Raw genomic sequence first — 17,183 nt, forward strand, 5'->3', positions numbered from 1 at the left:
GCGGCGCGGCCTGGCATAACGCGTTAGAAGCTCTGCCGTTTCGGCATCGCCGCCTGCATAGACACCCTGTCGCGCGCGGGCGTCTCCTCAAGCGATGAGGCCTCTTCCAGGCTGCGGGCCGTGGTCTCCGGCGCGAGGAACCACGACACCACCAGGCCAAAGAAGGTGATGGCCGCCGCAATATACATCGTCGGGCCGATGCCCAGGCTTTGCAGCGATACCGGCACCAGCCAGGTCCCCACGGCTGCGCCAATGCGCGACAGCGAGGTGCCAACGCCGACCGCGCCAGCGCGGATCTCGGTGGGAAAAATCTCGTTAGGGTAGACCAGCTGTAGCACCTGCGCGCCGCCGATGAACAGGGCGTACAGGCCAAACATCAGCAGGATCAGCGCAGAGGGGCCGTCGCGCAGCAGCCCTAACAGCAGCAGCGCCAGGCCTGACCACAGGAAGCTGTGCAGCAGCAGCCTGCGGCGGCCGAGAACGTTGACCAGGCGAGTGGCGATAACGCAGCCGACGACAAACAGCAGCGTAATGGCAACCGAGCCGTAGGATGCCCAGCCGCCGGTCAGGTGCAGCGCGTCCAGCACCTTCGGCGCAAAGGCATACACGGCGAAAACCGGGATGACGGAGCAGGTCCAGAAGACGGTGACGAACGCCATCCGCTTGCCGTAGCCGGAATGCAGCAGGCTGGCAAAGGAGAGGTTTTTGCTCTCGGCCTGCACGGGCAGGTTATCCAGACCAAAGCCGGGGCCGTAGACGCGGCGAATTATCGCTTCGGCCTCCGCGTGGCGGCCTTTGCTCATCAGCCAGCGCGGCGATTCCGGGGTACCCAGACGCACCAGAAACAGCAGGACGCCAATAACGGCGGTGCTGGCCAGCGTCAGACGCCAGGCGTCAGGCCCGCCAAACCGGAGGATCGCTTCGCCCGTCAGATAGGCGGTGGCCGCCCCCGCGAACCACAGAATGGTCAGGGTGGCGAGGCAGGGCCCGCGGTTTTTCTTCGGCAGAAACTCCACCAGGAAGGCGGTTGCCACCGGGTATTCAATTCCCACGGCCACGCCGTTCATAAAGCGCAGGGCAAAGAGCATTTCGCCGCTCTGCACCCAGTACTGCGCCACGGAGCAGACCACGAACAGCGTAGGGCCCACGAAATAGAGCACGCGGCGGCCGAGGCGGTCGGTCAGCGCGCCGCCGATAAAGCCGCCGAAGAAAATGCCGATCAGCGCCGAGGCGGCGATCAGCCCCTCCCAGAAGGCGCTCAGGCCCAGCGCGGGAGAGACTTTCATCATCGCGATGCCGATGATGCTCAGCACGTAGCCATCAACAAAGGAGCCGCCGCCCGAGCGCACGGTCAAAAGCCGGTGGAAGCGGTTAAGGGGGACATCTTCTACAGAAATAGTTTTTGACATGGTAACTCCTGTCTTTCCCCGACGTCGTTGAATTAACGGCTGTAACAGTCCTTAAAAGCGATGGAGGCTTATTACAGGCGCACGCAGACGGTGCCGTTAATCAAACGATTACGGTATAAATGTAGGTCAGGTAAAATAAATAACGGGTTATGAATAAAAACGCTTTTCTGTTATTGAGGGACTTTCATTATTAATACTCCTCCGGTGCAGGATGGTCGGATAAGATGTTTTTTTATTATTAATGTCTTACTTGCCTTCATGAGTAACGGGTAATTTCTTTGCGGCCACGCTGCGGGTAGACCACCAGCACATCAGCGACCCCAGGCTCACCATGGCGGTGCCCTGCCAGAAGGAGAGCGTCAGGTGTGAGTTCAGCATAAACGCGGCGAGCACCGCCGAGATAATCGGAATAAAATACGAGGCGGCGGCCAGCACCGTCACGTTGCCGTGGAGAATACCGACGTTCCAGGCGGCGTAACCAAAGCCCATCGCGATGGCGGCCAGCAGCAGGCTTATCCAGGCGTGCCAGGAGAGCACAAATTCCGGCTGCGGCGACGTCAGATATTTAATCCACAAGGTCAGGGCGGTTAAAATAAAGAATAAGGTGATCCCGTTGCTGCCCTTGGCGATTATTTTGGTGACCACGCAGTATATGGCCCAAATAATGGCGCCGCTAAAGGCCAAACCATAGCTGAGCGGGTTTTCCATCACGTTGCGGCTCATTTCGCTGAAGGAGAATCCCTGTTCACCGCCCAATACCCGGCATATTCCGGCTATCGCCAGGATCACGCCCGGAATAATCAGCGGGCTAGTCTTTTGCCGGTTGACGATCACCGCCAGCAGAATAGTCATGCTCGGCCAGAGATAGTTCACCATGCCGACCTCAATCGCCTGACGGCCCGAATGGGTAAAGCCCAGCGACAGGGACAGGCAAAGTTCATAGCAAACAAAAAGCAGGCTGCCGAGGATCAGGTAGCTCGGCGGAAACTGCCGCAGCTTCGGAAAGCCAACGGTGAACAGCAGCAGCACCGCGCTGCAGCTGTAAATCAGCGCCGCGCCGCCCACCGGCCCGAAGCCTTCGCTCACGCTTTTGATCAGCCCAACGATCGCGCTCCACAGCAGGATGGCGATCAGCCCGATGAGCGTGGCTTTATTCTGCGGCATACCCTGTACCTCTGTTTACATTTCAATCACAACCGGATCGGCTGACTGTTAAAATCTGGTTAAATATATTTCTTAAAACTATGCCGCCGTCGGGACGCTGTAAATACGTCTCAGGAGCCCATCATTCCGGAATGTGATCGCTATCTTAAATCATGTAGAAAATTACTACGCAGAAAATAAATAAATAAATCATTGATATTAAACATTTTTAATTATTTCTAATGTAGAAATCTACTATTAAAGCGTATTAACTTTGTATTTTTAATGTATACAAAAAATATTCATTCGTTGACCTCCTTCACGCCAGTATGCAAATTTTTAACAAACGCAGCTGACGTGCTGCCGTACCGACCCTGTGGTCGCGCATTTATCTGGAGGTTAACGTGTTCACATTTGAAGGTATCTACACCCCGGCAATTACCCCTTACGCGGCCGATGGCAGCATTGATTTCGCGCGCTTCGCCGAGGTGCTGGAGAGCCTGATCGAGGCCCGCGTGCACGGCATCATCATCGGCGGCTCGACGGGCGAGTACTATGCCCAAAGCGCGCAGGAGCGCAAGGCGCTGGCCGAGCGCGCGCGCCAGGTCATTGGCAACCGCCTGCCGCTGATTGTCGGCACCGGGGCCATACGCACCGAGGACGCGGTGGATTACGCGAAGCACGCCCGCGAAATCAAGGCCGATGCGATTCTGGTCACTTCGCCGCCGTACGCGCTGCCGACCGAGCTGGAAAACGCCCACCACGCGCTGACGGTCGATAAAGCCGCCCAGCTGCCGATCATGCTCTACAACTACCCGGGCCGCATGGGGATCACCATGGGCGAAACCTACTTCCGCGAGGTGAGCCGCTCACCAAACGTTGTCGCCATCAAAGAAAGCTCCGGAGATTTCAACAACCTGCACCTGCTGGCCTGCACCTTCCCGAACATTGCGCTCTCCTGCGGCTGGGACGATCAGGCGCTGGAGTTCTTCGCCTGGGGCGCGCAAAGCTGGGTCTGCGCCGGATCGAACTTTATTCCGCGCGAACACGTGGCGCTGTATGAAGCCTGCGTGGTGGAAAAAGACTTCGACAAAGGCCGCAAAATCATGGCGGCCATGATGCCGCTGATGAACTTCCTCGACGGCGGCAAGTTTGTGCAGTCCATCCGATACGGCTGCGAGCTTAACGGCCTGGCGTCCGGCCAGGTTCGCGCTCCGCTGCAGGATCTCGATGAACAGGAAAAAGCGCAGCTGAAGACGGTGATTGCCGACGTTAAACGCAACGTGGCGGCGGCAGCGTCGGCGTAAGGAGGAAAAATGAAACAGCTTCAGACGCTCGGGGACGTGACGCGCCTTGCGAACGATCTTCAGATCCCGAACAGGGCCTTTATCAACGGCGCTTTTACCGCGGCTCGTTCAGGTGAAACCCTGACGACCCATAACCCGGCGACCGGTGAGCCCATCACCGCTATCGCCGCCTGCGATGAGCGCGACGTGAACGCGGCGGTCAGCGCGGCGCGTGATGCGTTCGAGGCCGGCAGCTGGCGCAGGATGGCTCCCGGCGAACGCAAGGCGGTCTTGCTCAGGCTGGCGGCGCTGATGGAGCAGGAGCGTGAGCCGCTGGCGGCGCTGGAAAGCCTCGACAGCGGCAAGCCGTTCAGCGAGTGCCTGGCGGTGGACGTGCCGGAAACCATTCACGTTCTGAAGTGGCACGCGGAGGCCATCGACAAGCTGTATGACCATACCGCGCCAACGGGCAGCGCGCTGGCGCTGGTGGTTCGTGAGCCGATTGGCGTGGTGGGCTGCGTTCTGCCGTGGAACTTCCCGCTGCTGATGCTCGCCTGGAAGATTGGTCCGGCGCTGGCGGCGGGCTGTTCCGTGGTGGTGAAACCGGCAGAGCAGACCTCGCTGACGTCGCTGCGCGTGGCGGAACTGGCGCATGAAGCGGGCGTTCCGGCGGGCGTGCTGAACATCATCACCGGAACCGGAAAGGCGGTCGGCGAACCGATTGGCCTGCATCCCGACATCGACATGGTCAGCTTCACCGGGTCGACCGCGACCGGGCGTCGCTTTCTGCACTACGCCGCGGAATCTAACCTGAAAAAGATCGTACTGGAGTGCGGAGGCAAAAACCCGGCGCTGGTGTTTAACGATGCCGACGATATCGCCGCGGTTGCCGGGCATGTGCTTAACGGCGCGTTCTGGAACATGGGCGAAAACTGCTCCGCCACGTCGCGCCTGCTGGTGCAGGAAGAGGTGAAAGAGGCGCTGCTGGCGGAGATGGCCAAGCAGATCGGCGGCTGGACGATGGGCAATCCGCTCGAACCGAATAACCGTCTGGGGACGATGGTCTCGCCGGAACACTTCAGCAAGGTGAGCGGCTATCTCGATATTGCGCGCCAGGAAGGGCTGCGCGTGCTGCACGGCGGCGGCACGGAGCACGGGGCTTACGTTCAGCCGACGGTGATTGACGGCGTGACGCCGGAAAGCGCGCTGTTCCGCGAGGAGATCTTCGGCCCGGTTCTGTGCGTGACGACCTTTAAAACCGAAGCCGAAGCGGTTGCGCTGGCCAACGACACGCCTTACGGACTGGCGGCGTCGGTCTACACCGGCAGGCTCAACCGCGCCGTTCGCGTTTCCCGCGCCATCCGCGCTGGGACGGTGACCGTCAACTGCTTTGGGGAAGGCGACGCCACGACGCCGTTTGGCGGCTACAAGCAGTCCGGCTTTGGCGGGCGCGATAAATCTGCCTTCGCGCTCGATCAGTACACCGAGCTGAAAACAATCTGGATTGACGTTCCTGACGAGGATGCCTGAGAGAATTTGCCGTCGTGCGCCTTTATCTGTAGGTTAATCAGCATTACAGGCAGTTTCTGGAGGCGATAATGAGAACGGGCAAAGCCGCGCTGTATGAGGATCTCAAGCGGCTTATCTTGACGATGGAATTGGATCCCGATGCGCTGCTGGATGAAGCCAGCCTGACGGCGCAGTACGGCCTGTCGCGCACCCCGGTGCGCGAAGTGTTTCAGCGCCTCGCGGGGGAAGGGTACCTCGAGATTGTCGAAAAGCGGGGCGTCAGGGTGATCCCCATGAGCCACGCCACGCTGCGCAACTTTTTTCTCGTGGCCCCGATGATCTATGCGGCGGTGGGGCGTCTTGCGGTGCAGCACTACAAGCCTGCGCAGCTAAAGGCGCTGAAAGAGACGCAAAAGCGCTTTCGCAAAGCGGTGCAGAACCATGACGCCGAAGCGCTGGCGCTGGAGAATAACCGCTTTCACGAGATCATGGGCGAGATGGCGGCGAACCCCTATCTGCAGCCGAGCCTTGGCCGCCTGCTGATTGACCATTGCCGGATCGGCCATACCTTTTTCCGCCCGCAGAATGAGGACATGGAGCGGCGGCTACAGCTGTCCGCCGACCATCACGATGCGTTTATCGCCGCGCTGGACGCGCGCGACGAGCAGAAGGTGGTGGACCTGGTATTTGAACACTGGGAATTGTCCAGGGAGAACATGGAGATCTTCATCGCGCCGCAGGGGCTTAAGGCCGATGAGCGCGTTTAGCCAACTGATTACGATCGCCTGACGTTTCGCCCGCGGCGTTCGCCGGCGGGCGTTTTACACCGCATGACCACTCTTTGCTCGCCGCTCGCCGGGGGCTTTCTCACGTCTTTATTAACCTGGATTTAACTATTTTTATACTTGTTGTATACATGAGATATACATCACGTATTCGTTTTCCGGGTCTGGCTACCATGATTTCAGCAACGCTTAGTCGTCGTAAGCGAAAAGAAAAAATGACAGCGTACCGGAGTAAATCACGTGCAAAAGATCACCTCACTGCCTGCCGATGACGCCCTGCCAGGGTGGTATCACACCAGTCCATCGCGCATCCCTCGTCCTGCCCATGTAGGGCAAAAGCACGCCCGCTGGGCAATCGTTGGAGCCGGATTAACCGGGCTTGCCGCCGCCCGCCAGATGGCGCTGAATTTCCCTGATGATGAAATTGTCCTGATTGAGGCGCAGGAGGTGGGCTTTGGCCCGTCCGGGCGCAACGCGGGCTTTGCCATCGACGTCCCGCACGACATTGGGGCGAAGGACTACATCGGCGATGTCAAAACGGCAAACCTGATCCTCCGGCTCAACACGCTGGGGCAAAACTATCTGCGCGAGGTTGTTCAGGAGCACGGCATTGCCTGCCAGATGTCCGAGTCCGGGAAATACCAGGCGGCGGTAGGGGAGCAGGGGATAGCGATTCTGGAAGCCTACCGCAGGGGGCTGGAGAAGATCGGCCGGGAAACGGAGATGATTGCGGGTAAGGATCTTCCCGACCACATCGGCACCTCGTACTACAAACAGGCGCTCTATATTCCCGGCACGATGCTGTTGCAACCGTCGGCGCTGGTAAAGGGGCTGGCAAACAGCCTGCCCGCGAACGTTACGCTCTACGAGTACACGCCCATTACCTCGATTAACTACGGCGATAAAGTGACGCTGGTGCACGATAAAGGCAGCATCACGGCGGATACGCTGATTCTGGCGAACAATGCCTTTGCGTCGCACTTTGGCTTTCTGCGCGGGCGGCTGCTGCCGACCTTCCTGTACGGCAGCCTGACGCGGCCGCTCACCGCAGACGAGCAGTCTCAGCTGGGCGGCAAGCCGGTCTGGGGCGTGATCCCGGCGCATCCGTTTGGCAGCACCGTGCGCCGGACGGTGGACAACCGCATCCTGGTGCGCAACAGCTTCAGCTTCCATCCGGATGGCCGCCCGCGCGAGCACCACCTGAAGCGGTTTATCGCCAACCACCGTAAATCCTTTGAGCGCCGCTTCCCGACGCTAAGCCAGGTGGATTTCGAATACTCCTGGAGCGGCGCGATTTGCCTGTCGGAGAATCACGAGGGCTTCTTCGGCCAGCTTGCGCCGAACGTTTATGGCGCGCTGTGCTGTAACGGCCTGGGGATCACCCGCGGCACGGCAACCGGCAAACTGCTGGCGGATATGATTGCCGGCGAGCGCAATGAGCTGATTGATTTTCTCGCCGCCTCGCCGGGGCCGAATAAGACCCCGCCGGAGCCGTTCCTCTCCGTGGGCGTCAATTCGGTGCTGAAGTGGGGGCAGTACCGGGCGGGGCTGGAGGTGTAAGCGGTTTAGACGCCATTCAGGCGCGTTCGTTTCTAATAGCAGGACCGATGAAACAACGAACCGGAGCGGCGCATGGCGTGGCTGGACAATCTGCTTAATCATTTTGCGCACTATCCGACGCACCTCTTCGCGCTGCTCTTTTTAACGGCGCTGTGCAAGTCGACGGTGCTGGTCTCTTCCGTTCTCCCGCCCGCTTCGGTGATGCTCATCGCGGGGGTTACCGCCGGCCTTTCCAGCCTGCATCCGGGGCTGGCGTGGCTGGCGGTGGTGCTGGGGGCAACGGCCGGCTCGGTGCTGAATTACCACATCGGCCAGCGGATGGGGAACACGCGAACCATTGCGCGGCTCACCGCAAAACATGCCGCTGCATTTTTGCGGGTGCAAAACCAGCTGCAGAAAAACGGCGTGCTGGTGCTGTTCACCGCGCGCTTTCTGGCGGTGCTGCGCTATATCGTGCCGCTGGCGGCGGGAATGCTGAGGCTTAGCGCGGTAAAGGTCTATGTCATCAGCCTGATTTCCGCCTGCGTATGGGCCGCGCTGTATGTCGGAGCCGTAACGGGGATTAGCGCTTTCTGAGGCGCGCCAGCAGCGGGCATGTCGGCGACGGAGTTGATCGGGGTTTCTCCGCCGTCCCCTTTCAGGCGTACTGGATATTCATCATTCCCTGCGACGTTCGTGAGATGGTCGCATCGACCTGCCAGGTGGACTGTATCAGTTCCGGGGTAAGCACGGCGGCAGGCTCACCGGACGCCGCCACGCGGCCTTCATGCAGCACGACCAGATGCTGGCAATATTTTGCAGCCAGATTCAGATCGTGCAGGGCCATAATCACGGTCAACGGCAGCGCGGAAATAAGGCGCATCAGCTCCAGCTGGAACTGGATATCCAGATGATTGATCGGCTCATCCAGCAGCAGGATATCCGGCTGCTGGGCGAGCGCCCGGGCGATCTGACAGCGCTGACGCTCGCCGCCCGACAGACGCTGCCAGGCTCTGTGGGCCAAATCGCCAAGCCTCATCATCGAAAGCGCCTGTTGAACCGCATCCTCATCAGCCTGCCGCCACGGCGTGAAGGCATTGCGATGCGGCGTGCGGCCGAGGCGAATAATATCCATTACGCTCATCTCCGCCTCTGCCTCCGCGTGCTGCGGCACGAAAGCAAGCGTGCGGGAACGCTGGCGCGGGCTCAGGTGGCCCATCGGCGTGCCGCCCATTTTCACGCCCGCATACGCGCAGGGCTGGACGCCAGCCATCGCGCGGATCAGCGTGGATTTTCCGGAGCCGTTGGGACCGAGTAGCCCTACCGTGTGCGATCGCTGCACGGCAAAGCTGATATCAGATAGCACCCGGCGGGCCTGGAGCGTCACATTCAGCTTATCAATCACCACGTGCATTATCATTTCTCCCGGTTGCGGTACAAAATCATGGCAAAAACAGGCGCGCCCACCAGCGCCGTGACGACGCCAGTCGGCAATACCTGATGGCTAATCAGGGTGCGTGAGATCAGGTCTGCGAGGATCATAAAATGGCATCCGGCAAGAAACGCGACGGGGATCGTGAGCAGATGGCGATGTCCGGCGATCATGCGGGTGACGTGCGGAATGACCAGCCCGACAAAGCCCACGGCGCCGATGGCGCTGACGATGACCGCCGTCATTAGTGCGGTAGTCAGCAGCAAAATCACGCGGACCTGCATCACGCGCGTTCCAAGCGTCGCGGAGACGTCCGTGCCGACGTTAAAGGTGTCCAGCGAGCGGCCGTAGCAAATCACAATCAGCAGCCCGAGGACGACGACAGCGAAGCACAGCAGCGCGTCGGGCCAGCGTACGCCGCTCAGGCTGCCCAGCAGCCAGAACATCACCCCGCGCGACTGCTCGGCGTTGGCCGCCGTGCTGACAATGTACGACGTTAGCGCGTTAAACAGCTGCGTGCCGGCGATACCGGCCAGAATAATGCGCGCCGTATTGCCGCGCATTCCGCCCGATAGCGCGACGATCAGCATAAACGCGGTACAGGCTCCGATAAACGCCCCGGCTCCGATCGTGATCGCGCCGCTGCCGATACCCAGCAGCATCACGCTGACGGCGCCGGTCGAGGCGCCGGCGGAGATGCCCAGCAGGTAAGGATCGGCCAGCGGATTACGCAACAGCGACTGCAAAACCAGCCCGCATAGCGCCAGCCCGCCACCGCAGCTGGCGGCCATCAGCGCGCGGCTCATGCGGTACTGCCAGACGATCCCGGCCTCGACCGCAGGCAGGTTGAAGTGTGTTAGGCCCAGACCATTAGTCATTGCGCGAAAGGCGGTGGCGAAACCTATCGGTATATCGCCGGTTGCCGCGGCAAGGGCCATCATGACCGGCAGGCTCAGGATCCCGCAGAAAATGAGAAGGCCGGTACGCCAGTAATAAACGGATTGGTCGGTCATCTTGAAGGCGCGAACGCGTTAATCTGCTGGCTAATCAGCTCGACGGCTTCTACGTTACGCATTGAGGGATTCAGCGACATGGCCGGAACCACCACGATATGCCCTTGCCTGACCGCAGGCATTTCGCGCGTCACGGGATCGGTTTCGAGGAAACGTTTTTTCGTCGCAACGTCGTCGGCGGGGTAAAGCCGTCTTTCCATACTCGCGATAACAATAATATCAGGCTGAGACTTCACGATATGTTCCCAGGTCACCGCAGGCCACTCTTCATCAGAATCGATGATGTTGTTCAGGCCGAGCGTCTTATTGATCCAGCCCGGTGCGCCTTTACTGCCTGCTATCCACGGATCGCCCTTCAGGCGGCTGCTTGAAAACCAGTAAACCACCTTAAGCGGCGCTTTTGGCTGGACGGGAACGTGCTGCTGCGCGGCGCTAATGCGGTCAGACAGCTTCTGCTTAAGCGCCTCGCCGCGCGCGGGCACGTCAAACACGCGCGCCAGCGCCGTGATTTCATCAAAGATGATATCGATGGAGTAAGGTTTTGAGCGCGCGCCGTCGCCGTTGGAGGCCGCCGTGACGCTTTTGGCCGTGCAGTCGGCGGGCGAGATCCAGGTTCTGATGCCCAGCTGCTCAAACTGCTGACGCGTGGCGACCTCTCCCTGCGGGCCAACGTGCCAGCTGTACTGAGCAAGAACAAGCTCAGGACGCTGGGCCGCAACGGCTTCGAATCCGGGGGCATTCTCCGCCAGCCGCTTCAGCTTTGCCCCCTGGGCTTTCAAGTCATCCGGCAAGGGGCCAAACCAGACCGCGGTGCCCGCAATCTTATCCTGCAGATCCAGCGCCAGAAGCAGCTCCGTTTCGTGCTGACCAATTGTCACCACGCGTGAAGGGGCGTGGGTAAAGGTTTCTTTCACGCCGCAGTTTTCAATCGTTAGCGGATAGCCGTCGGCAACGGCGTTAGCCAGGGGAAGCGACAGCAGTAAAGACAGCAATAATGGGAGGGTCGGTTTCATCATTTCACTCATCGTAATGTTATACCATAACAATATTGCATTTGCCTGTTCGCTGTCAACGCGTCGCGCGCCTCGCCTGTAGCCATCTTCAGTTTGAACGGACGTATTGATAACTTTGAGAAATCCTTCCCGGAAAATTGTTATTAATCTGTCACACTCAGGGGATTATTAAACCGAGTGAGGATCTAGGGATGAGAAAAGCACTACTCGCTGTTGCAGTGGCAGGTACCCTTTCAATGTCTTTCGGCGCCCAGGCGCAGGACGCGCCGGACGGGTATCAGCTTGAACAGGTATTAATCATGAGCCGCCACAACCTGCGCGCGCCGCTCGCCAATAACGGCAGCGTGCTGGAGCAGTCCACGCCGAAGCAGTGGCCGGAATGGGACGTGCCGGGCGGCCAGCTCACCACCAAGGGCGGCGTGCTTGAGGTCTACATGGGCCACTACATGCGCGAGTGGCTGGCAGAGCAGGGGATGGTGACCACGGGCGAATGTCCACCGGCCAATGCCGTCTATGCCTACGCCAACAGCCTGCAGCGTACCGTTGCCACCGCGCAGTTCTTTATCACCGGGGCCTTCCCGGGGTGCGACGTTCCTGTTCATCATCAGGAAAAAATGGGCACCATGGACCCGACCTTCAATCCGGTCATCACCGATAACTCCCCAGCGTTCCGCGAAAAAGCGCTGAAGGCGATGGAGGCGGAGCGCCAGAAAATGCAGCTTGATGAAAGCTACAGGCTGCTGGAGCAGATGACCAACTACGCGCAATCCCCGTCCTGCAAAGAGAAAAAAGCCTGCTCCCTGACCGACGCCAAAGATACCTTTAGCGCCGAATATGAAAAAGAGCCGGGCGTCTCCGGGCCGCTTAAGGTGGGGAACTCGCTGGTGGATGCCTTCACGCTGCAGTATTACGAAGGCTTCCCGATGGACCAGGTGGCGTGGGGAGAGATCAACACCGACCAGCAGTGGCGCGTGCTGTCGAAGCTGAAAAACGGCTACCAGGATTCGCTCTTTACCTCTACGGAAGTGGCGCAGAACGTCGCGAAGCCGCTGGTGAAGTACATCGATAACGCGCTGGTGGCGGACCAGGCAAAGGCGGCAAAAATCACGCTGCTGGTGGGGCATGATTCCAACATCGCGTCCCTGCTGACCGCGCTGGACTTCAAGCCGTATCAGCTGCATGGCCAGCAGGAGCGCACGCCGATTGGCGGCAAAATTGTCTTCCAGCGCTGGCACGATAAGGGCGCCAATCGCGACCTGATGAAGATTGAATACGTTTACCAAAGCTCGGAGCAGCTGCGCAACGCCAGCGTGCTTTCCCTCAAATCCCCGGCGCAGCGCGTCACGCTGGAGCTGAAGGGATGCCCGATCGATGCGGACGGCTTCTGCCCGATTGATAAGTTTAATACCGTGATGAACGACGCGGCGAAATAGCAGGATAACCCCCCCGCCATCGCGGGGGGATTCGATCAGACGTTTTTACGTTCGATGGTTTGCTCGCCCCAGAAGAGCGAATCTTTGTCCGTTTTCTCAAAGGCGCGAACCAGCACGTCGTCGCTGCCTTCTTCCCAGATTTGCTCCGCCAGCTTTTCGTCATAGTTCGCGACTTCAAAGATGGCTTCGGCAATTTCCGGAGAGGTGTTGCGTAAACTGGCCCATTCGCCCACGCGATGAGCCTTAGATTCTTGAGTTGGCATGCATATCCTCCTGTTGGGGTTAGCCGTGCAGTTTTTTGGCAAGACCCGCGACGTATTCACCCTGATAGCGGGCGATAGCCAGTTCTTCATTACTTGGCTGGCGCGAGCCATCGCCACCGGCAATGGTGGTTGCGCCGTAAGGCGTCCCGCCGCGCACCTGAGAAACGTCAAACAGCTCCTGCGCGCCGTAGCCAATCGGCACTATCACCATCCCATGGTGAGCAAGGGTAGTCCAGGTTGAGGTGATGGTCTGCTCCTGGCCGCCGCCGGTGCCGGTAGAACTAAATACGCTGGCGAGCTTGCCGTAGAGGGCGCCGGATGCCCACAGCCCGCCCGTCTGATCGAGGAAGGTGCGCATCTGGCCCGACATATTGCCGAAGCGGGTAGGGGTACCGAAGATAATGGCATCGTAGTCGGCCAGCTCCTGCGGGGTTGCCTGCGGCGCGTTTTGCGTTTTACCGCCGGCTTTTAGGAACGCCTCGGCATTCATGGTTTCCGGTACGCGTTTCACCACAACCTCGACGCCGTCTACCTTGTTTGCACCTTCAGCGACCGCGTGAGCCATGGTTTCGATGTGTCCATACATGGAATAATAGAGCACCAGAACTTTTGCCATTTTGCATCACTCCTCGTTTGTGTTTTCTGACAGCGATTCGCTGCGTTCCTTTAAAGATATGACATCACAGCCAGACTGCAAAAATGAACGGCATTTCTTTGATTTATAACAAATTATAAACAATTGGGCTTTGTAGCAAATTGAAACAACTTTAAGGGAGGGAATTTTGGAAAGTATAAGAAAGAGTTATGAATCGCCGCCGCATCGTCTCACACAAAAGGCTGAGATCATGTTGCAGAATATTACCTATCGCTTGCCGGATAGCCTCACTCCACTAAGCTTAGTTTCACGCGGCGCAGATAAAGGCTCTGTCCTTGCGCCGCCAGGTGAAAGAATCCTCTTTTACTGAATGCAGTATGATGTCTAATGTTTCACACTCTGGAGGTTCGAGATGGCAAACCATCGTGGTGGTTCAGGTAATTTCGCAGAAGACCGTGAAAGAGCATCAGAAGCAGGCCGTAAAGGTGGCCAGTCGAGCGGGGGGAATTTCAAAAATGACCCTCAGCGCGCGTCAGAAGCTGGCAAAAAAGGGGGTAAAAACAGCCATGGCAGCAGCAAATAGCTGAGGCCGGGTTGTTTAAAACGATTTTAACCTGAAGGTTGAAGTCATCCCTGCCGCCGGATAAGTCCGGCGGTTTTTTTATTTGTGCAACATTGAACTGTAACCAAAGGCATCGCACACTACGCCATTAGTCCTTATTTCTGGTGTCCCATGTTGTCGTCTCGCTTCACCTTTTCCGTAAAACCTCAGGAAGCCATCCTCATTCTGATCACCATGTTCTGGGGCGGAACCTTCCTTGCCGTCCAGTACGCGGTCACGATGAGCGACCCGTTCTTTTTTGTCGGGCTGCGCTTTGCTACCGCGGCGATTGCCGTGGCGCTGATCTCACTTAAAACCCTGCGCGGGTTAACCCTTAAAGAGCTTCAGGCCGGCGTGGTTATTGGGATTGCCATCGCCATGGGCTACAGCCTGCAAACCTGGGGGCTACAGACCATCTCCAGCAGTAAATCTGCCTTTATCACCGCCATGTATGTCCCGCTGGTGCCGCTCCTGCAGTGGCTGTGCCTGGGCAGAATGCCGGGGCTAATGTCCTGCATCGGCATCGTGCTGGCGTTTATCGGCCTGATTCTGCTGGCCGGGCCGGGCGATAACCTGCTGGCGATGGGGCCGGGCGAGATGATTACCCTCGTGGGCGCGGTGGCCATCGCCGCGGAAATTATCCTGATCGGCGCCTGGGCGGGGAAGGTTGACGTCAAGCGGGTCACCGTCGTCCAGCTGGCGACCGCCTCGCTGGTGGCGTTCGCCGCGATGGTCCCGGCAGGGGAGTCAGTTCCGCCGATGTCCACCGGGCTGGTGGTGGTCGCACTGGGCTTGGGAATTTTTAGCGCCATTATTCAGGTGACGATGAACTGGGCGCAGCGCAGCGTCTCCCCGACGCGTGCGACGGTCATCTACACCGGAGAACCCGTGTGGGCGGGCATTTTTGGCCGTCTCGCCGGGGAGCGCCTGCCGCTGCTGGCCCTGCTGGGCGCGGCGTTTATCGTGGCGGGCGTGCTGGTGAGCGAGCTGAAGCTCAGAAAGAAGAAGCGGGACGTGGCCAACCTGACGGCAGAGTGAGGTTGTTATTGATAAAGTCGTCCGGGCGCCTTACATTATGTACGGATAAATGCCGTACATAATGAGGTAAACCATGCCGGCACTGAAAAAACAGCGTATCGATCTCCGCCTGACCGACGAAGATAAAAATATGATTGAAGAAGCCGCCGCAATGACGAACCAAACCGTCACCCAGTTTATGGTGAACAGCGCGTCGGAACGGGCGGCGCAGGTCATTGAACAGCATCGCCGTTTGATTCTCAACGACGCTTCTTGGAATGCGGTAATGGAGGCTATCAGCAACCCGCCAGAGCCAAATGAAAGGCTAAAACGCGCCGCCAGGCATCTTCTAAACGGGGAGTAAGGCGTGGCCGATTTAACGATAGAACTGTTTTCAGAGGGAAAAGATTACGGTTTTGCCGGTTTTGACTGCGGTGAACCTTCGCTCAACGCGTTTCTCACCGAGCATCTGGAGCGCCAGCATGCGAATCGTATCTTAAGAGGCTACCTCCTCCTCGAGCGGGGCGATTGTCCCAGAGTGCTCGGATATTACACCCTGTCCGGCAGTTGCTTTGAAAAAGCGCTTCTGCCGTCGAAGACCCAGCAGCGCAAAGTTCCCTATTTTAACGTGCCCAGCGTCACGCTGGGGCGGCTCGCGATTCATCGGGAGCTGCAGGGGGAAGCGTGGGGAACCCTGCTGGTCACACACGCAATGAAGACCGTCTACCGGGCCTCTCAGGCCGTCGGCGTGCATGGCCTGTTTGTCGATGCGCTTAGCGAAGGGGCCAAAACCTTTTACATGAAGCTCGGGTTTGTTCCGCTGACGGGCGAAAACAGCCGTTCGCTTTTTTATCCCACCAAATCCATTGAGCGCCTGTTTAGCGACGCGCTTTGAATGAAAAGATGTCCATGCCAAAACGGAGAGCGGGAATGACGCAAAGCGAAGTGAAAATACAGGGAAAACGCTCAAAGGCCGTTAGCGCGAAAAAGCAGGCCATTCTCGGCGCGGCGCTGGAAACCTTCTCGCAGTTTGGCATCCACGGCACGCGGCTCGAACAGGTCGCGGAGTGCGCCGGGGTGTCGAAAACTAACCTGCTTTATTATTACCCCTCCAAAGAGGCGCTCTACGTCGCCGTGATGCAGCAGATCCTCGATATCTGGCTCGCGCCGCTGAAGGCCTTCCGCGCAGAGCTGGCCCCGCTGGTGGCGATTAAAGAGTACATTCGCCTGAAGCTGGAGGTGTCGCGCGATTATCCGCAGGCATCACGGTTGTTTTGCCTTGAGATGCTGCAGGGCGCGCCGCTGCTGCAGGCGGAACTAACCGGGGATTTAAAACAGCTGGTGGACGATAAGTCGGCCATTATTGCCGGGTGGGTCGCCAGCGGCCAGCTGGCCCAGGTCGAACCGCACCACCTGATCTTTATGATCTGGGCCGCAACCCAGCACTACGCTGACTTTGCGGCCCAGGTAGAGGCGGTGACCGGAAAAACGCTTCAGGACGAAGCATTTTTCCACAGCACGCTCGAAAACGTGCAGCGGATGATTATCGAAGGGATCCGCGTGCGCGAGTTCCCCTCACCCTAACCCTCTCCCCAAAGGGGAGAGGGGATTGTTCTGTGCGGTCTTTTCTCGCTCGCCCCTATGGGAAAGGGGACTGTTTTGTGCGGTCTTTTCTCGCTCGCCCCTATGGGAGAGGGGACTGTTCTGCGCGGTTTTTCTCCCTCGCCCCTATGGGGAGAGGGCCGGGGTGAGGGGACAGCTTAGGTCGCCCTCTTCACACTGCATCAGCGAGGCGAGAAACGCTTCGCGCTCGACGGTTTTTTCCGCCAGGCACTGGTTCATAATCATTGGCTGAACGCTTCCCCCTTCCGTACCCGAACCGATAAACGCGCAGTCCGCATCCCGCAGGGTAATCCACGCCTGCTGCGCTTTTTTCAGCAGATCGCGCTGGGGGGCTGCCGCACGCGCAATGGCGGCCTGATACGTCTGGTTGAGCTTTTTATCGGCAGCCTGATATTGCTGCGCGCTACAGGTGTTCAGTTCAAGCTGGGTGGTAGCGTTGTCACACTCGTTGGCCAGCGCGCTGGCGCTCAGCAGCATTGCGGTACCGGCGATAATAAATCGTTTCATACACTCCCCAATAAA

The 17,183-nt window shown here is 58.8% G+C and carries 19 protein-coding genes; 11 read left to right on the top strand and 8 right to left on the bottom strand.

Annotation, left to right across the window (positions count from 1 at the left end; all coding sequences use genetic code 11):
• Nucleotides 1–23: 23 nt before the first annotated feature.
• Nucleotides 24–1,409, bottom strand: a complete 1,386-nt coding sequence (locus V1599_RS10540) for an MFS transporter (RefSeq protein ID WP_395301523.1) — start codon at nucleotides 1,407–1,409, stop codon at nucleotides 24–26.
• Nucleotides 1,410–1,655: 246 nt separating this feature from the next.
• A complete protein-coding gene (yddG, locus tag V1599_RS10545) occupies nucleotides 1,656–2,573 on the bottom strand; it encodes an aromatic amino acid DMT transporter YddG (protein ID WP_297115437.1) in 918 nt (305 codons plus the stop codon).
• Between the two features lie 383 nt (nucleotides 2,574–2,956).
• On the opposite strand from yddG, the gene V1599_RS10550 reads away from it, so the two are divergent.
• The 5 genes from V1599_RS10550 to V1599_RS10570 all read left to right on the top strand — a co-directional run bounded on the left by V1599_RS10550 (nucleotide 2,957) and on the right by V1599_RS10570 (nucleotide 8,268).
• Nucleotides 2,957–3,859, top strand: coding sequence for a dihydrodipicolinate synthase family protein (locus V1599_RS10550; protein WP_395301524.1), 903 nt, complete (start codon nucleotides 2,957–2,959; stop codon nucleotides 3,857–3,859).
• A gap of 9 nt (nucleotides 3,860–3,868) precedes the next feature.
• The gene (locus V1599_RS10555; RefSeq protein ID WP_395301525.1) at nucleotides 3,869–5,368 is read left to right on the top strand and encodes an aldehyde dehydrogenase; all 1,500 of its coding nucleotides are present in this window, start codon (nucleotides 3,869–3,871) and stop codon (nucleotides 5,366–5,368) included.
• Between the two features lie 68 nt (nucleotides 5,369–5,436).
• Nucleotides 5,437–6,114, top strand: a complete 678-nt coding sequence (locus V1599_RS10560) for a GntR family transcriptional regulator (protein WP_112009273.1) — start codon at nucleotides 5,437–5,439, stop codon at nucleotides 6,112–6,114.
• 258 nt (nucleotides 6,115–6,372) lie between these two features.
• Nucleotides 6,373–7,692, top strand: coding sequence for an NAD(P)/FAD-dependent oxidoreductase (locus V1599_RS10565; RefSeq protein WP_395301526.1), 1,320 nt, complete (start codon nucleotides 6,373–6,375; stop codon nucleotides 7,690–7,692).
• Between the two features lie 72 nt (nucleotides 7,693–7,764).
• Complete coding sequence (locus V1599_RS10570) at nucleotides 7,765–8,268, top strand: DedA family protein (RefSeq protein ID WP_297115440.1); 504 nt, start codon at nucleotides 7,765–7,767, stop codon at nucleotides 8,266–8,268.
• Nucleotides 8,269–8,329: 61 nt separating this feature from the next.
• On the opposite strand, the gene V1599_RS10575 is transcribed toward V1599_RS10570, so the two are convergent.
• Genes V1599_RS10575 through V1599_RS10585 form a run of 3 tightly spaced genes read right to left on the bottom strand, consistent with a single transcriptional unit; the run spans nucleotide 8,330 to nucleotide 11,129 of the window.
• Complete coding sequence (locus V1599_RS10575) at nucleotides 8,330–9,085, bottom strand: ABC transporter ATP-binding protein (RefSeq protein WP_395301527.1); 756 nt, start codon at nucleotides 9,083–9,085, stop codon at nucleotides 8,330–8,332.
• Nucleotides 9,086–9,087: 2 nt separating this feature from the next.
• Nucleotides 9,088–10,116, bottom strand: a complete 1,029-nt coding sequence (locus tag V1599_RS10580; RefSeq protein WP_395301528.1) for a FecCD family ABC transporter permease — start codon at nucleotides 10,114–10,116, stop codon at nucleotides 9,088–9,090.
• Complete coding sequence (locus V1599_RS10585) at nucleotides 10,113–11,129, bottom strand: ABC transporter substrate-binding protein (protein ID WP_297115443.1); 1,017 nt, start codon at nucleotides 11,127–11,129, stop codon at nucleotides 10,113–10,115. The genes V1599_RS10580 and V1599_RS10585 overlap by 4 nt, the downstream gene beginning before the upstream one ends.
• Nucleotides 11,130–11,320: 191 nt before the next feature.
• Here V1599_RS10585 and agp point away from each other — a divergent pair, with 191 nt between their 5' ends.
• Nucleotides 11,321–12,562 carry a bifunctional glucose-1-phosphatase/inositol phosphatase gene (gene agp / locus V1599_RS10590; protein ID WP_395301529.1) on the top strand — a complete coding sequence of 414 codons (1,242 nt, stop codon included), beginning with the start codon at nucleotides 11,321–11,323 and terminating at the stop codon, nucleotides 12,560–12,562.
• A gap of 35 nt (nucleotides 12,563–12,597) precedes the next feature.
• On the opposite strand, the gene V1599_RS10595 is transcribed toward agp, so the two are convergent.
• Entirely contained in the window at nucleotides 12,598–12,825 is a 228-nt protein-coding gene (locus V1599_RS10595) for a YccJ family protein (RefSeq protein ID WP_112009280.1), read from the bottom strand.
• 19 nt (nucleotides 12,826–12,844) lie between these two features.
• Nucleotides 12,845–13,441, bottom strand: a complete 597-nt coding sequence (wrbA, locus tag V1599_RS10600) for an NAD(P)H:quinone oxidoreductase (RefSeq protein ID WP_112009281.1) — start codon at nucleotides 13,439–13,441, stop codon at nucleotides 12,845–12,847.
• Nucleotides 13,442–13,832: 391 nt separating this feature from the next.
• Here wrbA and V1599_RS10605 point away from each other — a divergent pair, with 391 nt between their 5' ends.
• The 5 genes from V1599_RS10605 to rutR all read left to right on the top strand — a co-directional run bounded on the left by V1599_RS10605 (nucleotide 13,833) and on the right by rutR (nucleotide 16,622).
• The gene (locus V1599_RS10605; protein WP_059354485.1) at nucleotides 13,833–14,003 is read left to right on the top strand and encodes a general stress protein; all 171 of its coding nucleotides are present in this window, start codon (nucleotides 13,833–13,835) and stop codon (nucleotides 14,001–14,003) included.
• 150 nt (nucleotides 14,004–14,153) lie between these two features.
• Entirely contained in the window at nucleotides 14,154–15,059 is a 906-nt protein-coding gene (locus V1599_RS10610; protein WP_112009282.1) for a DMT family transporter, read from the top strand.
• Between the two features lie 73 nt (nucleotides 15,060–15,132).
• Nucleotides 15,133–15,402, top strand: coding sequence for a DUF1778 domain-containing protein (locus V1599_RS10615; protein WP_112009283.1), 270 nt, complete (start codon nucleotides 15,133–15,135; stop codon nucleotides 15,400–15,402).
• Nucleotides 15,403–15,405: 3 nt separating this feature from the next.
• On the top strand, nucleotides 15,406–15,933 hold the full coding sequence (locus V1599_RS10620) for a GNAT family N-acetyltransferase (RefSeq protein ID WP_112009284.1): 528 nt from the start codon (nucleotides 15,406–15,408) through the stop codon (nucleotides 15,931–15,933).
• A 35-nt stretch (nucleotides 15,934–15,968) separates the two neighbouring features.
• Nucleotides 15,969–16,622, top strand: a complete 654-nt coding sequence (gene rutR, locus V1599_RS10625; RefSeq protein ID WP_112009285.1) for an HTH-type transcriptional regulator RutR — start codon at nucleotides 15,969–15,971, stop codon at nucleotides 16,620–16,622.
• A gap of 144 nt (nucleotides 16,623–16,766) precedes the next feature.
• On the opposite strand, the gene V1599_RS10630 is transcribed toward rutR, so the two are convergent.
• Nucleotides 16,767–17,168: a lysozyme inhibitor LprI family protein gene (locus tag V1599_RS10630; protein ID WP_395301530.1), complete on the bottom strand. Its 402-nt coding sequence runs from the start codon at nucleotides 17,166–17,168 to the stop codon at nucleotides 16,767–16,769.
• Between the last annotated feature and the right edge of the window lie 15 nt (nucleotides 17,169–17,183).

This window comes from Enterobacter sp. ECC-175 (genome assembly GCF_043968675.1).
In the GTDB taxonomy this organism is placed as follows: Bacteria; Pseudomonadota; Gammaproteobacteria; order Enterobacterales; family Enterobacteriaceae; genus Enterobacter.